The organism is Peribacillus sp. TH16, assembly GCF_016651095.1.
In the GTDB taxonomy this organism is placed as follows: domain Bacteria; phylum Bacillota; class Bacilli; order Bacillales; family DSM-1321; genus Peribacillus; species Peribacillus butanolivorans.
On the sequence record NZ_JAEKEM010000009.1, the window covers coordinates 2,746,225 to 2,763,744 of the forward strand.

Below are 17,520 nucleotides of genomic sequence, written 5' to 3' on the forward strand. Positions count from 1 at the left end.
ATCCTTCATGACATGACTTATTGATATTGGGCCACTAAGCCCTGTGCAGCTGTGATAACAGCTAATTTATATACATCCTCTTCACTGCATCCCCTTGAAAGATCATTTACAGGACGGTTAAGTCCCTGCAGGATCGGGCCGACCGCTTCGAAGCCACCCAGGCGCTGTACCATTTTATAGCTAATGTTTCCTGCCTCAAGACTTGGAAAAATAAAAACATTAGCATCTCCTTGAATAGGAGAATCCGGTGCTTTTTGTCTAGCGACCGACGGAACAAAGGCCGCATCAAATTGAAATTCTCCATCAAGAAGAATTTGAGGGTCCATTTCTTTTGCCAATTTGACAGCATCAACGACTTTCTGAGTCTCCGAAGATTTTGCCGATCCTTTTGTCGAAAAACTCAGCATCGCCACACGCGGTTCGATATCGAACATAAGGGCCGTCTTCGCACTTTCTACGGCGATTTCTGCCAGGTCCTGGGAATCAGGGTTAATATTAATTGCACAATCAGCAAACACGTACTTTTCCTCGCCACGGACCATAATAAAGGCACCTGATGTTTTTTGAATACCTGGCTTTGTTTTAATGATTCGCAGAGCAGGACGGACCGTATCAGCTGTTGAATGAGTTGCGCCACTCACCATGCCATGTGCCTGTTTAATATGAACAAGCATTGTTCCAAAATAATTCTCATCCAATAGGGTTTCACGGGCTTGTTCTTCAGACGCCTTACCATTTCGTACCTTTACAAACGCTTCGACCATTTCATCCATCATGATATAATTCTTCGGGTCATATATTTCAATTGATTCAAGAGAAATTTTTAATTCCCTAGCTTTCTCTTGAATCAACTCGATATCGCCAATCAATACAGGCGTTACTAGTTTAGCTTTGGCAAGCCTGCCCGCAGCTCCCAAAATACGTTCATCCAATCCTTCTGGAAAGACGATTTTTAAATTATGCCCTGTAATTTTCGATTCTAATATTTGAAATAAATCACTCACTACCGCTTCCTCCTTTTATGTACGCTGCTCTTGTTATTTCTATATCAACCATTCAGCAAAACTTCCATTTTCATCTTCTATTAAGAATACTCTAGCAGCTAGGTAAATTCCAGCCACTTTGGTCACCATCATGAAATCGGCAAATATGAAATTTGTTTGAACACCGAAGAACAGTAACGGTGTTTGCGGACTGATATAAATTTCCTTATACTTAAACTATGTTATATTAAAGATATACTAAGACTTAGGAGTGATCGCAATGAGTGAAGCAGCACAAACACTTGACGGCTGGTATTGTTTACATGACTTCCGTCTGATTGATTGGGCTTCTTGGAAAACGTTATCAAGTGACGAACGCCAATTAGCTATCTCAGAATTCCAAGGTTTACTGGATAAATGGAATACGACTCAAAGCAATAATGAAGGCAGTCATGCCCTCTATTCCATCGTTGGCCAAAAAGCGGACTTCATGCTTATGTTTGCCCGCCCAACAATGGAAGAATTGAATGCAATTGAAAACGAATTCAATAAAACGAAACTTGCAGAATATACAATCCCAGCTTATTCCTACGTTTCTGTAGTGGAATTAAGTAATTACCTAGCAGGTGGAGATGATGAGGATCCTTACCAAAACCCTCATGTACGTTCAAGACTTTATCCGATTCTTCCACAAGCGAAGCATGTATGCTTCTACCCAATGGACAAGCGTCGTGAAGGTGATGATAACTGGTACATGCTTTCTATGGAAGAACGCAAAGGCTTAATGCGTTCACATGGTTTGATTGGCCGCAGTTATGCCGGTAAAGTAAAACAAATCATTTCCGGTTCTGTCGGTTTTGACGATTATGAGTGGGGCGTTACGCTATTTGCAGATGATGTCCTTCAATTTAAAAAGTTAATCTATGAAATGCGCTTTGATGAAGTAAGCGCACGCTACGCTGCGTTCGGTTCTTTCTTTGTAGGGAATATCCTTCCGGAAGAAAGCGTACCCTCTTTTTTATACGTATAAGACATGAGCTTCCGGATCTTCCGGAAGCTTTTTTCTTTTGAAGCCCTCCTTTTATTTCCCCGGCTGTGGAATAAATCTATGACACATCCCATACATTTTCAATAGTGATGAATTTATTTTTTCACAGGTTTATTCAACTTAAGGAATATTGACCAAGGCAACGCCTAACTCCAGCGAGGTGAAGGAACTTTACTTCTATCTTACTAGCCCGTCAAGAGGATTTGACTTTACCCGTAAATCATTAAAGGCAACCGTTATGTATCGCTTAAAATTCATTGTGGTTTTTTAAGCCACCCGGGGATTGTCAAGAACAGTGGTATAACCAATACAATACCGGTCGCTATAAATCGCACTGTTTCTTCCAGCCCACGCACTCGGATTGTCCAAATTCCACAAAATCAAATAAACCTTGAATTTAGGAGGGAATGTAATGTCACAAAATAACCCTTATGGTAATTATCCGTACGGAGGAAGCCCATATTACCCCTATGAAAATAATGAGTCTGACCTGCGACAACAGGCTCCTTACCCGCAACAAAATTTCCAGCAGCAGGCTTACCAACAACCATCATACCAGCCACAGCAGCCCACTAAGGCAGGCACGCCTCAACAAATACCTATGCCGATGAATGCTCCCACATCCGGACCACAGGTACCTGGCATGCTTCCAGTCGAGGCATCTTATATCGAGAACATCCTACGTCTAAATAAAGGGAAATTGGCGACCGTTTATACGACGTTTGAAAACAACAAGGAGTGGAATGCAAAGATCTTCAAAGGAATTATTGAGGCTGCGGGACGCGACCACTTAATCATAAGCGACCCGCAAACAGGAAAACGTTACTTAATCCCGATGGTATACTTAGATTACATTACCTTTGACGAAGAAATTGAGTATGAATATCCATTTGGAGGCGCTGGGCTTGCCACGTATTCGCCAAGGTGAAGAAAGCTTTAATGTTATAAGAAACAGGCTCAAATTCTTGTGATTTTGAGCCTGTTTCTTATATGAAAATAACCTAGATAATTCATTTTTCATCCATGATGCAAAAAAAGCTGACCTAGAAAAAGGTCAGCTTTTTTTATAAGTATTTATATGCAGCAATGATCATTAGAACCCAAGCAACCAAGAATGAAACTCCACCAATTGGTGTAATGGCTCCCAGAACTTTGATTTGAGTAACACTAAGAACGAATAAGCTTCCGGAAAACAGGATAATTCCTATCAGCATAAGCCAGCCTGACCAATTAATTAGCGGGCTTGAGATCTTTCCCGCCAACAAACCAAGCACTAATAAACCCGCTGCATGAAACATTTGATAATCGACAGCCGTCTGCCATGTTGCTAAATATTTATCAGGAATTTTCCCTTCCAGTCCGTGCGCTCCGAATGCACCTAGCGCTACGGCAAGAAAACCATTCAATGCTCCTAAAATGATAAACAGTTTCACTTTTTCTTCTCCCCTCTTTATTTAATTTAAAAATCGAATAAGGATGCGCCATTTGCTTCATCCATTTTAACCGGCTCTACATTGGATACAGATGATATAACAGGCTGGGTCAATGTGATTGGCTTTGGAATGCTGATGTTACCAGCTTTTTCATCCACCATTACTTCACATAGAGACTGAATGGCAATTACATACCCCTGCAACTTATCCTCTGAATTTGCCTGTTTCGCTTTCAAGACAAGCTCTTCCATTTTATCTAACATTCGTTTTGATGAAATATCCACCTTTACCACCTCGTCTACATACATGTCAAAACTTTCATACCTAGCATAGCAAAAATTGGAGGTGAAGAAAACATCCTTGCATACTGATCTACTTTTTTAACAACTTGGATTCAAACTTCATGCAAAGCTGTCCGGAAGAACGAAAAACATCAAGAGATGGTTGGTTTAACGTTTTAAATTGAAAAGCACGGCAGCCTTTTGGAAAATTAGGATCCCAAGTTACATAAAAATGCCTGCACGCCATACAATTTACCCGTTCAATTTTCTTCTCCACATCAACGATTCGAGATTTTCCAATCAATTGGGGATTCCCCCATTTCCTTCAGCAATTGATTTGTTTTAGAAAACGGCTTGCTACCAAAGAAACCTCGGGTCGCCGACAATGGGCTAGGATGGACGGACGTAATGATCTTATGACGGCTTTCATCGATCAAAGGGATTTTAGTTTGAGCCGGCCTCCCCCACAAGATAAAAACAACCGGTTTTTGTCGGTCATTCAGCAAGCGGATAACTTGATTCGTAAAGATCTCCCATCCCTTTCCTCTGTGTGAATGGGCTTCTCCCTCACGCACAGTCAAGACGGTATTCAACAGAAGTACACCCTGGTCTGCCCATTCAACAAGGGAACCATTATCAGGAACCTCACAACCTAGATCACTTTGTAACTCTTTAAAAATATTTCTTAGAGAAGGCGGAATACGCACCTCCGGCTTCACGGAAAAACTAAGGCCATGTGCTTGGTCCGGTCCATGATAAGGGTCCTGACCAAGAATGACAACCTTTACCTTTTTATATGAAGTAAATTGAAATGCATTGAAAATATCATCCTGATTCGGATGAATGACATGCTGACTGTACTCTTGTTTTATAAACTCCCTTAGCTCTTGGTAATAATTTTTTTTGAATTCCTCTTCCAACAGAGGCCACCAATCATTTGTTAATATCTGCTTTGCCATCTGCCATAGCCCCTTTCTTCTTTTTATACTATTATATCAAACTCATTTTCTTACCCTTTTTCAAATAGGTTACGATTTATGTTTCTATATACCCCCAAATTGGGGAAATAGGTAGTTAGCAAGCAATTTAACCATGTTGGAGGATTCCCTATGAAAAAATGGTACAAAAGAAAACGATTTTATCTGCTTGTTAGTATTTTGATCGTCATTACATTCGTGATTATCTATAACAGCTACAAGCCCTTGCCTGATGGCATTTCTTATGAAGGGAAGATTCATCATGTCGAGGATATTGATTTTATTTATGACCTGTCTTATCACGATAAACAGGGAAATCTGCAACATGAGCAGCGAATCTTCCAAACCATCAATCAAGCTATCGAAGAGGCTAATTCTTTTATCGTAATCGATATGTTTTTGTTTAATAATTTTTATGATGAAAAGATAAACTTTCCAAAGTTAACTGAGACTCTAACAGATAAACTGGTTGCCCAGAAGAAAAAGAAACCTAAGCTCCAGGTTATGTTCATTACTGATGAAGTAAATACTTCCTATAACGCCTACCAATTAGAGGCACTGGAAACCCTGAAGCAAAATGACATTGATGTTATTGTAACCAATTTAGATCGGCTACGGGATCCAAACCCGCTCTATTCAGGTGTATACAGGACCTTCTTCCAATGGTTCGGCGAAAGCGGAAAAGGTTGGATTGTGAACCCAATGGCCAAAAGCGCTCCAAAAGTCACCGTGCGCTCTTATCTTAGATTGATGAATATCAAAGCCAATCACAGGAAAGTGATTGCTACAGAAAAGACGGCCATTATTTCATCAGCAAACCCTCATGACGCGAGCGGATTCCACTCCAATATCGCCTTCCAGATGGATGGAAATATCATCGACGATTTTGTTAAAGCAGAAGAAGCTGCTTCGAAATTCTCAGGGGGTCCGAAGGCATTTCCAGAATTCAAGGAGGCCTCTGCCGATAAAGGGCCGATTTCTGTACAGTTACTAACAGAGGGAAAAATCAATAAACATGTTCTTAAAGCAATTAAGGAAACGGAGAAAGGCGACCAAATCCAGCTTGCCATGTTTTATATTGCCGATCGCCATGTTGTCGAGGCCTTAACAGATGCAGCTAAACGAAACGTGAAAATTCAAATGATATTAGATCCGAATCAAAATGCATTTGGAAGTGAGAAAATCGGGCTCCCTAATCTTCCAGTTGCTGCTGAATTCGAAAAGCTGGGTGATGAAAACATCTCGATTCGTTGGTACAAAACAGATAAAGAACAGTTTCATACAAAGTTGATGATGATTCAAAAAGCAGATGAAATGATTATTATTGGAGGATCGGCTAATTACACTGCACGCAATCTAGATGACTATAACCTCGAAGCCAATGTTGAAATCCACGCTCCGAATGATGCCGAAGTCACCCAGGATGTCGATAACTATTTTCAAAGACTTTGGAAAAATCAAGACGGAATATACACTGCGGATTATAGTGAATATCAGGATAAATTACCTGTTTTCAAATATTTAACCTACCGATTACAAAAGGTGTTCCGTTTCACCACATACTAAATATTATTATCATTATTCCATTGCAAAATGTTTATCCATGTCCAAATAAGGTTATATACTACTATAGCTAATCAACAACTAAGATAAGCAAGATACTATTTACCTAATTTAAGAAAGTCTTACACTAAAATTCAAGGAGGAGTTTATATGTATCAAGTACATGTTGTAGAAAACGGATTGCAAGCAAAGGAAAAAATTGATGAATTAGTTACATTCGGGTATACAAAGGATGATGTATATTTGTTTGCCCATGACAAAACTCGTTCGAAGCATCTTACCGAGAACACGAATACAGAAGATGTTGGCATGAAAGAACAAGGCTTCCTCGATACAGTTGGAAATCTCTTTAAATCACGTGGAGACGAACTTCGTAATCGAATGAGCAATCTTGGACTTAGTGATATGGAAGCAGAACGTTATGAGGAAGTACTTGATGAAGGAAAAGTCGTCATCGTTGCATCCAAACAAGATAATAAAGACGGTATTACTCACTAACTCTAATCAATCTTTATACATTACCCTATATAGCATTCTATAAAAAAGCGAGGCGCCTCTACCGGCAGCCTCGCTTTTTACATTCGCTATCCCAGAATACTTTGGTACATGGCCTTTGCATGGACCATGTCCTTCGTACCGTGAACCAATGCCCGACCATCTTGGAAAACAACCATCCGTTCACCATTCTTTTCACAAGAGAGAAGAAATGGATTAACTTTTACCAAATAACCACTTCCGTTCAAGTCTTTGGCCAACTTCTCTAGTTGAAGTTTCAATGGTTTTGGCGGTCTGACCTGTACTGTATCTCTTCCGCAAAGAACCGCTGTTTTCGTCGCGTTTTCCATTGTTAAAAATGGGTATGTCCGCTGATCTCCGCAAGAAAGACAATCCTTCTTTTTCACTTTTGTTAATCTAACAGTTTGGTATTGATTCCGCCACAAATCAAAAGTAACGAGCGAAGGACGAACTGATTCCCAATCTTCAACGAGAATTTTTAAGGCTTCGGCTATTTGATGTGCCACCACCATCGTTACAGCCGGTGAAATAATCCCACCTGTATCACAGGTCATTCCTTGAATCGGAATAGTTTTTAGCAAACAGTGCAAACAAGGCGTCTGTCCAGGCAGGATTGTCATTGTCATTCCAACACTGCCAACACAGGCCCCATAAATCCACGGAATTTGAAGCTTTTGTGACAGATCATTGATAATCATCCGTGTTTCAAAGTTGTCAGTAGCATCCATTATCAAATCAACATGACCTAGCAGTGGTTCCAGAGTCTGCGCGGTTGCATCCATTATGACCGCCTTTACTTCTACTTCATGATTGATAGCATGCAAATGGCGTTTTGCCGCTTCAGCTTTTGGCAGCTTTTCTTCAACGTCCTGTTCAGTATACAGCTGTTGTCGTTGTAAATTACTGGTCTCGACATAATCCCTGTCCACAATAGTCAGCTTACCTACACCAGCGCGAGTCAAAGCTTCAGCGTTAGCAGATCCCAGTGCTCCGGCCCCGAGAAGTAATACATGCTTCTGTTGAATTTTCACCTGTCCCCCTTCACCAATGGGTGAAAATAAGGTCTGTCTTGAATATCGCTCGTTCACTATGATTCCCTCCTATCTGATCTAATCAGCCTCCACTAACAGGTGGAATAAAGGCTACTGTATCTCCATCAGATAAAATCGTTTCATCGTCGGCAAATTCTTCATTAACCGCTGTCATCACGGTTTCAAGACCCTCCAATTGAAATTCAATCTTCATTTTCCCTTTCAGCTGAGCCACACTCATTCCATTTCCTTCTATAGAAAGAGTTTCTTTTCCTAATTCATCTTTTAATTGAGCAAATAAGAGTACATTAATCATCTATATCCACCTCTTCTGGTTTTCCTTTCGGATAAGGAACAGTTTCCAATTGATTACCAACCCATGTTTCCCCATCCTCCCAATGTTCTTTTTTCCAAATTGGGACAATTTCTTTAATTCTTTCAATCGCATATCGATTTGCCTCATAGGCATCATTTCGATGTGGAGTACTAACGGCGATAACAACGGCGATATCCGTGATTTCCAATTTACCTACGCGATGGGTAATCGCCGTTTCTGCATCAGGCCAACGCTCCTTGATTTCGGAGCCGATTTGCTCTAGTTTCTTAATTGCCATCGGTTTATATGCTTCGTAGATTAAGAATAAAGTCTTTTTACCCTTCGTCATTTCCCTTACTGTACCAATAAAGGTCGTGACAGCACCCGCATTACGATTGACTACTTTATCAATCACTTCCTGGATGACAATCGGTTCTTTAGAAATGTCATAGTTCATGGCTACCATCCTTTATATAAAATTCAGTTTGATTAATATGCCCTGCCTCTTGATAATCTTCCCTCGTATTCATATTGAAAAATAGGCGTTGAAAACGCTTAGGATTCTTATGATATAGCTCAAAGTCAGTTTCCTTAATAATTTTCACCGTAATCTTTTCTAAAAAGATCCTCATTTTCAATTCCTGTTTCACTAAACAATCCGTTAGTACAGGTAGACACCTTTTATGGTAAACAGCGAAAAGCGGCTGAAGCCTGCCGTTGATTTCAGGGATGATGGCATCTAGATCAGACTCATAATAGGAAATAATTTCATTTATTGCTTCTGCACTCACAAAAGGCATATCACAGGCCGTAAGAAACTGCAGCTCTGTTTTTGAGTAGGACATTCCTGCATGTAGTCCTCCAAGGGGGCCTCGATCTTTATGTAAATCGGGAATTAGCGGAAGTTGAAGAAATCGATAATCTTCAGATGTATTCGTAATGACTAGAATGTTTTCTGAAACTTTTTTCAACTCGGAAGCCACTCTTGAGATGTTCACGTCCTCACCTATCTTCAACAGAGCTTTATTCACACCCATACGGCTAGATTTCCCGCCTGCCAAAAGCAGCATTGTGCATTCCATCTGATTCCCCCCTTCCTATTTCGGGATTAACCTTGCATCTAATGGTAACGCTATAAGGAATATATCCTTTAAATAAGTTTTCAATGTATCCATATTTTAAATCAACTTCGAAAATAATGACACTTTCACAAACTTTGCTTATTAATTAAAAGATAGAATATAGCATATTTTTTATTTGAACCAAACCCTAACACCCAGGAATCCCCACTGCCTAATCTCTAAAATTTCGTTCATTGGTTCATAATTTCCGATAATATTTTTTCAATTAAAACGTGTTTATTCGAAGCCTCTCCATGTCTCTCAAAAAGGTACTCATTTAGGGTGACAACTAAGTTTTACATAATAGAAATTTTGGTATATTCTAAAAACAGGATATTACCTGGTATGCTGATAATATCGATACAATTCTCCTGAGGAGGTCACATAATGACTATGAAAAGAGCTATGACAGTTGCTGGTTCTGATTCCAGCGGCGGCGCAGGTCTTCAAGCTGATTTAAAGACATTTCAAGAATTCGGTGTTTACGGAATGTCCGCTTTAACGACTATCGTTACGATGGATCCTAAAAACGGCTGGTCTCATAATGTATTCCCTACACCGGTTGAGATTTTAGAAGCCCAAATCGAGACGATTTTATCAATCGGTATCGATGCTATGAAAACAGGAATGCTTGGATCAGTCGAAATCATTGAACTTGTTGCCCGTAAAATTGACGAGTTGAAACTGGACAAAGTCGTAATTGATCCAGTAATGGTTTGTAAAGGTGAAGATGAAGTATTGCATCCAGAAACAGCTGTAGCACTTCGTGACCTACTTGTTCCACGTGCAACAGTAGTTACACCGAACCTTTTCGAAGCTGCCCAATTAGCAGGCACAGCGCCAATCAAGACGATTGATGATATGAAGAGTGCAGCTGAGAAAATTCATGCACTTGGTGCGAAATATGTCTTGATCAAAGGTGGAAATAAGCTGGATCATGACAAAGCTATCGACCTTTTATATGATGGAAAAGAATTTGAGATTCTTGAATCTGAAAAAATTGAAACAACCAATACACACGGTGCCGGCTGTTCATCTTCAGCAGCTATTGCAGCTCAATTGGCTGAAGGTAAAAGTCCGCGCGAGGCGATTCATGTTTCAAAAGACTTCATAACAGAAGCTGTTCGTCATTCTTGGAAGATGAATGACTATGTAGGTCCTGTCAATCATGGTGCATACCATAAATACGGGGTTGCTGAAAAAACAAAATAATTAATTAAAAATAAGGGCCCGCTCAAAATCATTGAGCGGCCTTTTTCGCTTTTTTTGTTTATATTTAGTAAAATAGAAAGAAGGAAATGCTTATCTAGCCGCCCAGTTAAGGAGGAAATTGTAGAATGAAACCTATAGACCGTACAGAGGTGCAGAATGCTATCGATTCTTTTGCAGGACAAGATGTATATCTTCACCTTGAAACAACCAACGGCGCCTATGCCACTCATGTAGATGAAGCTTTTTTTTCGGCAGGCGCTTATATCCGTAATGCTTTTATACAGTATGAACATGGGAAGATAGTTGGGGACGGACCCTATCGTATCGGCTTAAAGCTCAATATTGGCTGGGTATACGCTGAAGGAGTAAACCACTTCGAAATTGATGAACATGGGAGATTGCTACTGGCAGGGCTTGATTTTACCGGAAAACTTGCTGTTTCCATGCAAATTAGTCCTACTCCCTTTGAATAATTACAATCTTGCTGCAGGTGTCAAAAATCCGCCATGCACGCCTCAATTGGCAGATAACTATACTCACTGTAAGTAGAACGGAAGGAGAAATATACCTTGGAAAAAGAACGCCATGTATTAGTTATTTTCCCACATCCTGATGATGAAGCCTTCTCGGTTTCTGGAACGCTTGCTTTACATAGAGAAGCAGGCACCCCCGTTACCTACCTATGCTTAACACTAGGAGAGATGGGACGGAATTTAGGAAATCCTCCTTTTGCAACAAGAGAATCGCTTCCTAAAATTCGTAAAAAGGAATTAATCGATGCTGCAAACGCGATTGGTATCCAAGATTTACGCATGCTCGGTTTGCGTGATAAAACCATCGAATTTGAAGATGATGAAAAGCTGACTTCTTTATTTACAGATGCCATTAATGAACTTAATCCTTCATTAATCATTACGTTTTACCCAGGATACAGCGTTCATCCGGATCATGAAGCAACTGCACGAGCTGTGGTCCGAGCTGTGGAAAGAATCGAAGAAAAAGAGAGACCTAAACTTCACTGTGTCGCTTTCTCCAATAACTGCATCGACGATTTAGGGCAACCTGACATCGTCCATGATATTTCTGCCGTCGAAAACAAAAAGGTAGATACATTTACAGCACACCGTTCGCAAACGGAGGCGATGGTGGTCGACTGGAAAGAAAAATTCGAAAACCAAGATGCTGACTTTCTTGACTGGATCCGCAAAGAACGATTATGGACCTATAAATTTTAAACCCGCCAATTTGGCGGTTTTTTTTGTTATAACATAAAAAAAACGCCTGTATATAACAGGCGGAGAAAAGGGGGATTACTTGGAAAATCAATCATAATATAAGCATCCCCATTTTTTTTGTTTTTAAACAAGAAAATGCAGAAAATTAAGCAGAAAACCGCTCTTCAGATTGCATTTTCTTTCTTGCAGAAGCCTTTTTACCATGCGCTAAATAGTAAATGACTATGAGAACAAATGACAAAATGGACATGCCTATAAATAACCCTTGGAACCCGGTAAAAGGAATAAGGAATCCAAGTAGGAATGGACCTACACCAATACCAAAATCATACATTGTAAAGTACGTAGAAGTTGCTAATCCCATTCGGTTTGATGGGGACTCCTTAATTGAAATCGCCTGACAGCTTGATTGGAACGTACCATATCCCACTCCGATTAATGCGCCAGCTATTAGGAGGGTGATTCCATGATGGGCTTGGCTAAGAATGACCATACCCACCGCAAATAGTAGGAGCGATGGATAGATAACTGCATTTTCACCCTTCACATCAAACATACGCCCTGTAAAGGGACGTGACACCAAAAGGAATATAGCAAACACTACAAAGAAAAAGCTCGCCGCGTCCATTAAATTTAGTTCCTTTGCAAAGGATGTTAAATAGGACAAGATGCTCGAATACGTAAAACCGGCAAATCCAATAAAAATAGAAATAGGTAAAGCTCTTTTTTCAAAGTAATCGCCAATTTTAAAGCCTTTTTGTTGAGATACTCGTTCTTTTTCCCCCTCAGGTACATGCATAAATAATGAAGCAACTAAAGAGAATGCAGCAAATAAAGATGCAGCATAGAAAATAATGGAATAGCTAAAATGCTGTGTAATCAATAATCCAATAAACGGCCCAAATGCCATTGCCAAGTTTGTGCTCATGGCAAAGTAACCTGTTCCTTCACCACGTCGTTCATTCGGAATAATATCTGCTGCAATCGTTCCCGTTGCTGTAGTAGCAAGGCCAAAAGAGATACCGTGAATTAATCGATCAATTAACAAAAGTGATAAACTATCTACTAGAAAATATCCAATGGATGATATTAGAAATAAGATCAATGATCCAAGCAACAGTCTTCTGCGGCCAATCTGGTCAATCTTTTTCCCTGCAATCGGCCTTACAAGTACAGCCCCTAGGACGAAAATACTTGAAGCAAGACCAGCTTGCGCTTGGGATGCATGAAAGTTATCCATCGTGTAAATGGTCAATGTCACCATTAAGACATAAAATGTTAAAAATAGAAAAAAGTTCGCAGACGATACAATCAAAAAGTCTTTCGTCCACAATTTCGGTTTCTGATTCATTTCAATCCTTCTTCCTTCCTAATTATTTTAATTTTCCCTTTAAGAAAAGCAAAGTTCGTAACGTTGTCTCACGATCTTCTTCAGCCAAACCACTCATTAATTGAAGTTCAAATTCCTCAACTACTTTTTTGGCTTCTTGATAGGTTATTTCGCCTGATTCAGTTAACTGTATTCTCCGTTCCCGCTTATCTTTTCCGGGTATTTGTTCAATCAACTTACGTTCTTCTAAACGATTGACCGTCCGAGTTACTGTCGGTTTCTCCACATCTAGATAATTACTAATTTCGACAAGCGTAGAACAACCATACTGATTCAAATAATATATAATCAACCATTGAGAATGAAAAAGATTAACCTTGGCCAATTGTTCATTTAACTTTTTAGTAAATGACCTTGAAAATTGCAGATTATGATGAAAAAAACCATTATGAAAGGACATAGGTATTCCCCCTATTAAATAGTTACCTAGGTAACTATACGCTGATTTATTAGAAATGTCTACCCTACAGATGTAGAAAATGCCCAACTACTTAAAATAGTGCACTGATATTTTTCTCTAAACCTTCAACAGTATTCAAGCTGATTATTTGCTAAGTTCGATGCTTCTTAAAACACACAAAAAAAGGCCCTTTTAGGGCCTTTCAGTTTGTAGACAAAAGGGGTCCAGAATGTTTTAATTCTGGACCCCTTTTGAAATTCCCTTTGAATTTTGATCAAGATTAAGAGATTGGGCCTCTACGAGCCCACTTTATTAAGCCATTATTGGACCTTGCCATGTCCAATTGGCAATCTTCTTTAAATTCATGGCAGCGAATGTAAGCATCGCCTGCATCGACAATTTTTTAAGTCCCCTTAAAGTAGTCCAACGCATACCATGCTTTTCTTTTGCATCTGCGAATACACGCTCTATTGTTTCTTTGCGTTTCGCATATATAGGTTTTACATCCTTGTGGTGACGCAGATGATCTGCTTCTTCCATATAATTTTGCCAGATATGGCGTGTCACCACTTTTTGATGGTCTTTGCTTACTGTACACTGTGATAAAAATGAGCATGTCGCACAAGTGTGTTTGGGTGATTTGTACTCGCGATAGCCCTCTTTATTTGTTGTTGAGTACTTTAAAATCTCGCCCGATGGGCAGAGATAACAATTAAAATGTTCATCGTAAACATAGTCATGCTTGCGAAAGAACCCTTCTTTTGTTCGTGGACGTGTATAGGGTAAAGCTGGTGTGATTTCTTTCCCAAAAAGGTAGCTTGTAATGGCTGGTGTTTTGTAAGCTGCATCTGCGGCAACAGCTTCAGGTTTTCCAACTTTCTCAATCACTTGTTCAACAAGAGGCTCTAAGATATGACTATCATGCGTATTTCCTGGTGTTACAATCGTCCCCAGCACAAAACCGTTGCGGTCTGCAGCCGCATGAAATGAATAGGCTAACTGTTTTGTTCGTTCATCTTTTACATAGTAGCCACTCTCAGGGTCAGTTGAACTTTCTTTAATTTCTTTGGTTTCTTCTTTATCAAATTTATCCGGTGGAAAAGGCTTCTTTCCATTGTTTTCACGATCTTGATTTATTTCTTCTTGAAGGCGTCCTTGATATGCTCGTGTTTCCTTACGAACGATTTTCTTTTCGAATTTCCGCTTATTCGCACTGGCTTTCGCATGTGTTGAATCAACGAATACGTGCTCTGCACTAATTAACTTTCTTTCTGAGGCTGTCATTAAGATACGATAAAAAATCTGTTCAAACAGGTCTGTATCTTTAAAGCGACGCTCATAATTTTTCCCGAACGTTGAGAAGTGAGGTACTTTATCATGGAAACCGTAACCTAAAAACCAACGGTAAGCCATATTCGTTTCAACTTCTTCAATCGTTTTACGCATCGAACGAATACCGAAGGTATATTGAATGAATGTCAATTTAACTAAAATAACTGGATCAATACTTGGGCGGCCTATCTCTGAATACATCTCTTTCACCAAGTCATAAATGAAAGTGAAGTCAATGGCCCCCTCAATTTTACGAACCAAATGGTTCGCTGGCACCAGTTGATCCAAAGTAATCATTTCAAGTTGATCTCGCTGAATAGAATTATGTTTCGAAAGCATCGTCATCACCTCAAGTTTTAATACTCCTATATTAAAACAAAAAAGACTGTAGGAAAAAGTGTTTATTTCTAATTGTTAAAACAAAGTTGATTGGAACGGAAGGTGCGAGACTCCTGCGGGAAAAGCGTGTCCAAGGGAGACCCCACAGGCGCAAAGGCGCCGAGGAGGCTCCCTGACCGCCCGCGGAAAGCGAGTTCCCTACGTTCCAATCAACGTTCGAATTTTTACAACCCCTCAAAAAAACTGTAGACAAACTCGATTTTCATCGAGTTTGTCTACAGTCTGAAAGGCCCTTTTAGGGCCTTTTTCAATTTATATGAGATAGCGGCAAGCGATACAGCTTATCATCTTTTTCATCAGGATTTCCCCGACCATCCGTATTGTTGCTTATAAAATAGAGAGAATCTTCATCCACAAACATATCACGTATCCGCCCGGAATCTGTGATAATATCGGTCATTTTTTCGCTTTGTACATCATAGCTCTTGAGCGATTCTCCCCTTAAGGTTGCAATGTATAGCTTTCCGTCAAAATAAGCAATTCCAGAAGGGGCCCATGTATTTTCACCGGAATGTATCAATGGGTTTACCATATTCGGCTTTTGTTCATCGCCCTCTATTTCTGGCCAGCCATAGTTCATACCGGGGGCAATTTTATTTAATTCATCGTGAGCAGACTCACCATGTTCACTTTCATACATCTGACCAGCCTCATCCCAGGCCAAGCCTTGTGGGTTGCGGTGTCCGTATGAATAGACGTATGAGTTTTCGATTGGATTATCTTTCGGAATGGTACCATCAAGGTTCATTCTTAGGACCTTCCCACCTAAAGAATCAAGATCCTGGGCTATTGTTGGATTCCTCGCGTCCCCTGTTGTTGCATATATCTTATCATCCGGGCCAATCTTGATTCGACCTCCATGATGGTAGTCACCGCTTGGTATTCCGTCGATTAATGTTTCCAACTCCCGCCACGTATCATTATCCTTTTGTAAAGTAACGATTCGATTAATAGAATTCCCGCCTTCTTCATACGTGTAGTAGGCAATTGCACGCCTGTTATTCGAGAAGTCAGGAGTTAACAAAAATCCAAGTAATCCAGCTTCGGCCTTCACAGACAATGTCTTTTTAAGCTTAACCTTTTGCCTCGTCATCTCGCCCCTTTCCCATTGAACGATGGTGCCTGTCCGCTCTGACACATACATTGTGTCCCCATTCTTCTGAATCGACCAAGGTGCAATTAAGTTCGTTAACAGCACCTCAGGGCCCTCTCCTAGAGTTTCCGACACTTCTTTATCAGGGCTCTGCTGTGCTTTACTGTTCTCTTCTTTATTAACGTTACAACCAGTTAAAGTTAATGCGGCCATGAGAAAATATAAGCACCATCTTTTCAAAAGCTCTTCTCCTTTCGTTCCATATTTAGTATGCTGATGACTGCGTAAGTACCTTTAGAATAGCTGTAGCAACACCGTGATCATCATTAATACCTGTTACTTCATCACAAAGCTTTTGAATATCAAGCGGGGCATTTCCCATTGCGACAGACAAACCCACTCTTTCAAACATTGATATATCATTGTAATTATCTCCGATGGCCATAGTTTCCTGCATCGAAGCAGACTTTTTAGTCACATATTTTTCAAGCGCAGTACCTTTTTGCGCCTGCCCACTCATGATTTCCACATTTTCACGTCCTGAAGAGGTGACGGTCACCCCATCCTGAGTTTTCAATTGTGAAGCAATTTGGTCTAATTTACTTAAATTTTTGGAGAAGCTTAGAATTTTATAATATTCTATATCAGAGTGGCTGAATAAATCTGAGTAATTGGAAACGGACTTTATCTGTCCAAGCTGTAAACGGTCCTCTGCAAATTTTCTGATTCCCACAGGGTCAATGTCCGGATTAGCTGTAACAAAAACATCCACTAAAGCAGATATTGCGTTTTCATAGTCTTTAGAATAGATTCCTTGACTCGTATAAATTTCAAAATAAATTTCCTGTTCTTCGAGGTATTCGGCAACACTCTGTGCAGTAGCAGGTGACATCGGATTGGAAGCAGCAATTTTTCCGTCCTGCGTGAAAATAGCAGCCCCATTTACACAGATAATCGGACACACAATGCCCGTTTCATCTAAAGCGTACTTTGCTTCCTCGTACGATCTTCCTGTAGCAATGATCACCTCAACTCCTTCTCTTTGCGCCCTCTGGATAGCGGCTTTATTTTCATCACTCACCTTTTGCATCTTGTTTAATAATGTTCCATCCATATCAATCGCAATCGTCTTAATCAATTCAACCCGCTCCTTTTTTTCAATATAACCCTTATTTTAACCGAAAGAGAGT

Annotated in this window: 21 protein-coding genes; 7 read left to right on the forward strand and 14 right to left on the reverse strand. The window is 40.0% G+C overall.

The window, feature by feature from the left end:
• Nucleotides 1-17: 17 nt before the first annotated feature.
• Nucleotides 18-1,004: a phosphate acetyltransferase gene (gene pta / locus JFV29_RS27270; RefSeq protein WP_201187530.1), complete on the reverse strand. Its 987-nt coding sequence runs from the start codon at nucleotides 1,002-1,004 to the stop codon at nucleotides 18-20.
• 259 nt (nucleotides 1,005-1,263) lie between these two features.
• Here pta and hemQ point away from each other — a divergent pair, with 259 nt between their 5' ends.
• Entirely contained in the window at nucleotides 1,264-2,013 is a 750-nt protein-coding gene (gene hemQ / locus JFV29_RS27275; protein ID WP_053348428.1) for a hydrogen peroxide-dependent heme synthase, read from the forward strand.
• 430 nt (nucleotides 2,014-2,443) lie between these two features.
• Entirely contained in the window at nucleotides 2,444-2,959 is a 516-nt protein-coding gene (gene gerQ / locus JFV29_RS30825; protein WP_082612735.1) for a spore coat protein GerQ, read from the forward strand.
• 136 nt (nucleotides 2,960-3,095) lie between these two features.
• Here the strand turns inward: gerQ and JFV29_RS27285 are convergent, their stop codons facing one another.
• The 4 genes from JFV29_RS27285 to JFV29_RS27300 all read right to left on the reverse strand — a co-directional run bounded on the left by JFV29_RS27285 (nucleotide 3,096) and on the right by JFV29_RS27300 (nucleotide 4,704).
• A complete protein-coding gene (locus JFV29_RS27285) occupies nucleotides 3,096-3,464 on the reverse strand; it encodes a DUF423 domain-containing protein (protein WP_056524091.1) in 369 nt (122 codons plus the stop codon).
• 26 nt (nucleotides 3,465-3,490) lie between these two features.
• A complete protein-coding gene (locus tag JFV29_RS27290; protein ID WP_201187532.1) occupies nucleotides 3,491-3,748 on the reverse strand; it encodes a YwdI family protein in 258 nt (85 codons plus the stop codon).
• Between the two features lie 88 nt (nucleotides 3,749-3,836).
• Entirely contained in the window at nucleotides 3,837-4,049 is a 213-nt protein-coding gene (locus tag JFV29_RS27295; protein ID WP_053348425.1) for a hypothetical protein, read from the reverse strand.
• The gene (locus JFV29_RS27300; protein ID WP_201187534.1) at nucleotides 4,024-4,704 is read right to left on the reverse strand and encodes a uracil-DNA glycosylase; all 681 of its coding nucleotides are present in this window, start codon (nucleotides 4,702-4,704) and stop codon (nucleotides 4,024-4,026) included. Before JFV29_RS27300 ends, JFV29_RS27295 begins: the two co-directional genes overlap by 26 nt.
• Nucleotides 4,705-4,854: 150 nt before the next feature.
• Between JFV29_RS27300 and JFV29_RS27305 the strand changes: the two genes are divergently transcribed.
• Together JFV29_RS27305 and JFV29_RS27310 are read left to right on the forward strand one after the other, a co-directional pair.
• Nucleotides 4,855-6,288 carry a phospholipase D family protein gene (locus JFV29_RS27305; RefSeq protein ID WP_201187536.1) on the forward strand — a complete coding sequence of 478 codons (1,434 nt, stop codon included), beginning with the start codon at nucleotides 4,855-4,857 and terminating at the stop codon, nucleotides 6,286-6,288.
• 147 nt (nucleotides 6,289-6,435) lie between these two features.
• Nucleotides 6,436-6,783 carry a general stress protein gene (locus tag JFV29_RS27310; RefSeq protein WP_053348422.1) on the forward strand — a complete coding sequence of 116 codons (348 nt, stop codon included), beginning with the start codon at nucleotides 6,436-6,438 and terminating at the stop codon, nucleotides 6,781-6,783.
• A gap of 86 nt (nucleotides 6,784-6,869) precedes the next feature.
• Here JFV29_RS27310 and JFV29_RS27315 read toward each other — a convergent pair whose 3' ends face one another.
• From JFV29_RS27315 to mobA, 4 genes are read right to left on the reverse strand one after another with little or no spacing between them, the layout of a single operon-like run.
• Nucleotides 6,870-7,889, reverse strand: a complete 1,020-nt coding sequence (locus JFV29_RS27315; protein WP_201187538.1) for a MoeB/ThiF family adenylyltransferase — start codon at nucleotides 7,887-7,889, stop codon at nucleotides 6,870-6,872.
• A gap of 25 nt (nucleotides 7,890-7,914) precedes the next feature.
• Nucleotides 7,915-8,148 (reverse strand): molybdopterin converting factor subunit 1, encoded by a 234-nt coding sequence (moaD, locus tag JFV29_RS27320; protein ID WP_056524079.1) that lies wholly within the window; start codon nucleotides 8,146-8,148, stop codon nucleotides 7,915-7,917.
• On the reverse strand, nucleotides 8,141-8,605 hold the full coding sequence (locus JFV29_RS27325; RefSeq protein ID WP_053348419.1) for a molybdenum cofactor biosynthesis protein MoaE: 465 nt from the start codon (nucleotides 8,603-8,605) through the stop codon (nucleotides 8,141-8,143). The genes moaD and JFV29_RS27325 overlap by 8 nt, the downstream gene beginning before the upstream one ends.
• A complete protein-coding gene (gene mobA / locus JFV29_RS27330) occupies nucleotides 8,595-9,230 on the reverse strand; it encodes a molybdenum cofactor guanylyltransferase (RefSeq protein ID WP_201187539.1) in 636 nt (211 codons plus the stop codon). Before mobA ends, JFV29_RS27325 begins: the two co-directional genes overlap by 11 nt.
• Before the next feature lie 426 nt (nucleotides 9,231-9,656).
• Here mobA and pdxK point away from each other — a divergent pair, with 426 nt between their 5' ends.
• From pdxK to bshB2, 3 genes are all read left to right on the forward strand, one after another.
• Entirely contained in the window at nucleotides 9,657-10,481 is an 825-nt protein-coding gene (gene pdxK / locus JFV29_RS27335) for a pyridoxine/pyridoxal/pyridoxamine kinase (protein WP_082527519.1), read from the forward strand.
• 125 nt (nucleotides 10,482-10,606) lie between these two features.
• Nucleotides 10,607-10,954 carry a YojF family protein gene (locus JFV29_RS27340; RefSeq protein ID WP_201187541.1) on the forward strand — a complete coding sequence of 116 codons (348 nt, stop codon included), beginning with the start codon at nucleotides 10,607-10,609 and terminating at the stop codon, nucleotides 10,952-10,954.
• Between the two features lie 96 nt (nucleotides 10,955-11,050).
• Nucleotides 11,051-11,716: a bacillithiol biosynthesis deacetylase BshB2 gene (gene bshB2, locus JFV29_RS27345; protein ID WP_053348416.1), complete on the forward strand. Its 666-nt coding sequence runs from the start codon at nucleotides 11,051-11,053 to the stop codon at nucleotides 11,714-11,716.
• A 145-nt stretch (nucleotides 11,717-11,861) separates the two neighbouring features.
• Here bshB2 and JFV29_RS27350 read toward each other — a convergent pair whose 3' ends face one another.
• The 5 genes from JFV29_RS27350 to JFV29_RS27370 all read right to left on the reverse strand — a co-directional run bounded on the left by JFV29_RS27350 (nucleotide 11,862) and on the right by JFV29_RS27370 (nucleotide 17,468).
• Complete coding sequence (locus JFV29_RS27350) at nucleotides 11,862-13,067, reverse strand: MFS transporter (protein WP_201187543.1); 1,206 nt, start codon at nucleotides 13,065-13,067, stop codon at nucleotides 11,862-11,864.
• A gap of 22 nt (nucleotides 13,068-13,089) precedes the next feature.
• The gene (locus JFV29_RS27355) at nucleotides 13,090-13,506 is read right to left on the reverse strand and encodes a MarR family winged helix-turn-helix transcriptional regulator (protein WP_201187545.1); all 417 of its coding nucleotides are present in this window, start codon (nucleotides 13,504-13,506) and stop codon (nucleotides 13,090-13,092) included.
• Between the two features lie 312 nt (nucleotides 13,507-13,818).
• Nucleotides 13,819-15,177: an IS1182 family transposase gene (locus JFV29_RS27360; protein WP_201187547.1), complete on the reverse strand. Its 1,359-nt coding sequence runs from the start codon at nucleotides 15,175-15,177 to the stop codon at nucleotides 13,819-13,821.
• A gap of 307 nt (nucleotides 15,178-15,484) precedes the next feature.
• Complete coding sequence (locus tag JFV29_RS27365) at nucleotides 15,485-16,543, reverse strand: PQQ-dependent sugar dehydrogenase (RefSeq protein WP_201187549.1); 1,059 nt, start codon at nucleotides 16,541-16,543, stop codon at nucleotides 15,485-15,487.
• Nucleotides 16,544-16,595: 52 nt separating this feature from the next.
• Nucleotides 16,596-17,468, reverse strand: a complete 873-nt coding sequence (locus JFV29_RS27370) for a Cof-type HAD-IIB family hydrolase (RefSeq protein WP_201187551.1) — start codon at nucleotides 17,466-17,468, stop codon at nucleotides 16,596-16,598.
• Nucleotides 17,469-17,520 lie beyond the last annotated feature (52 nt).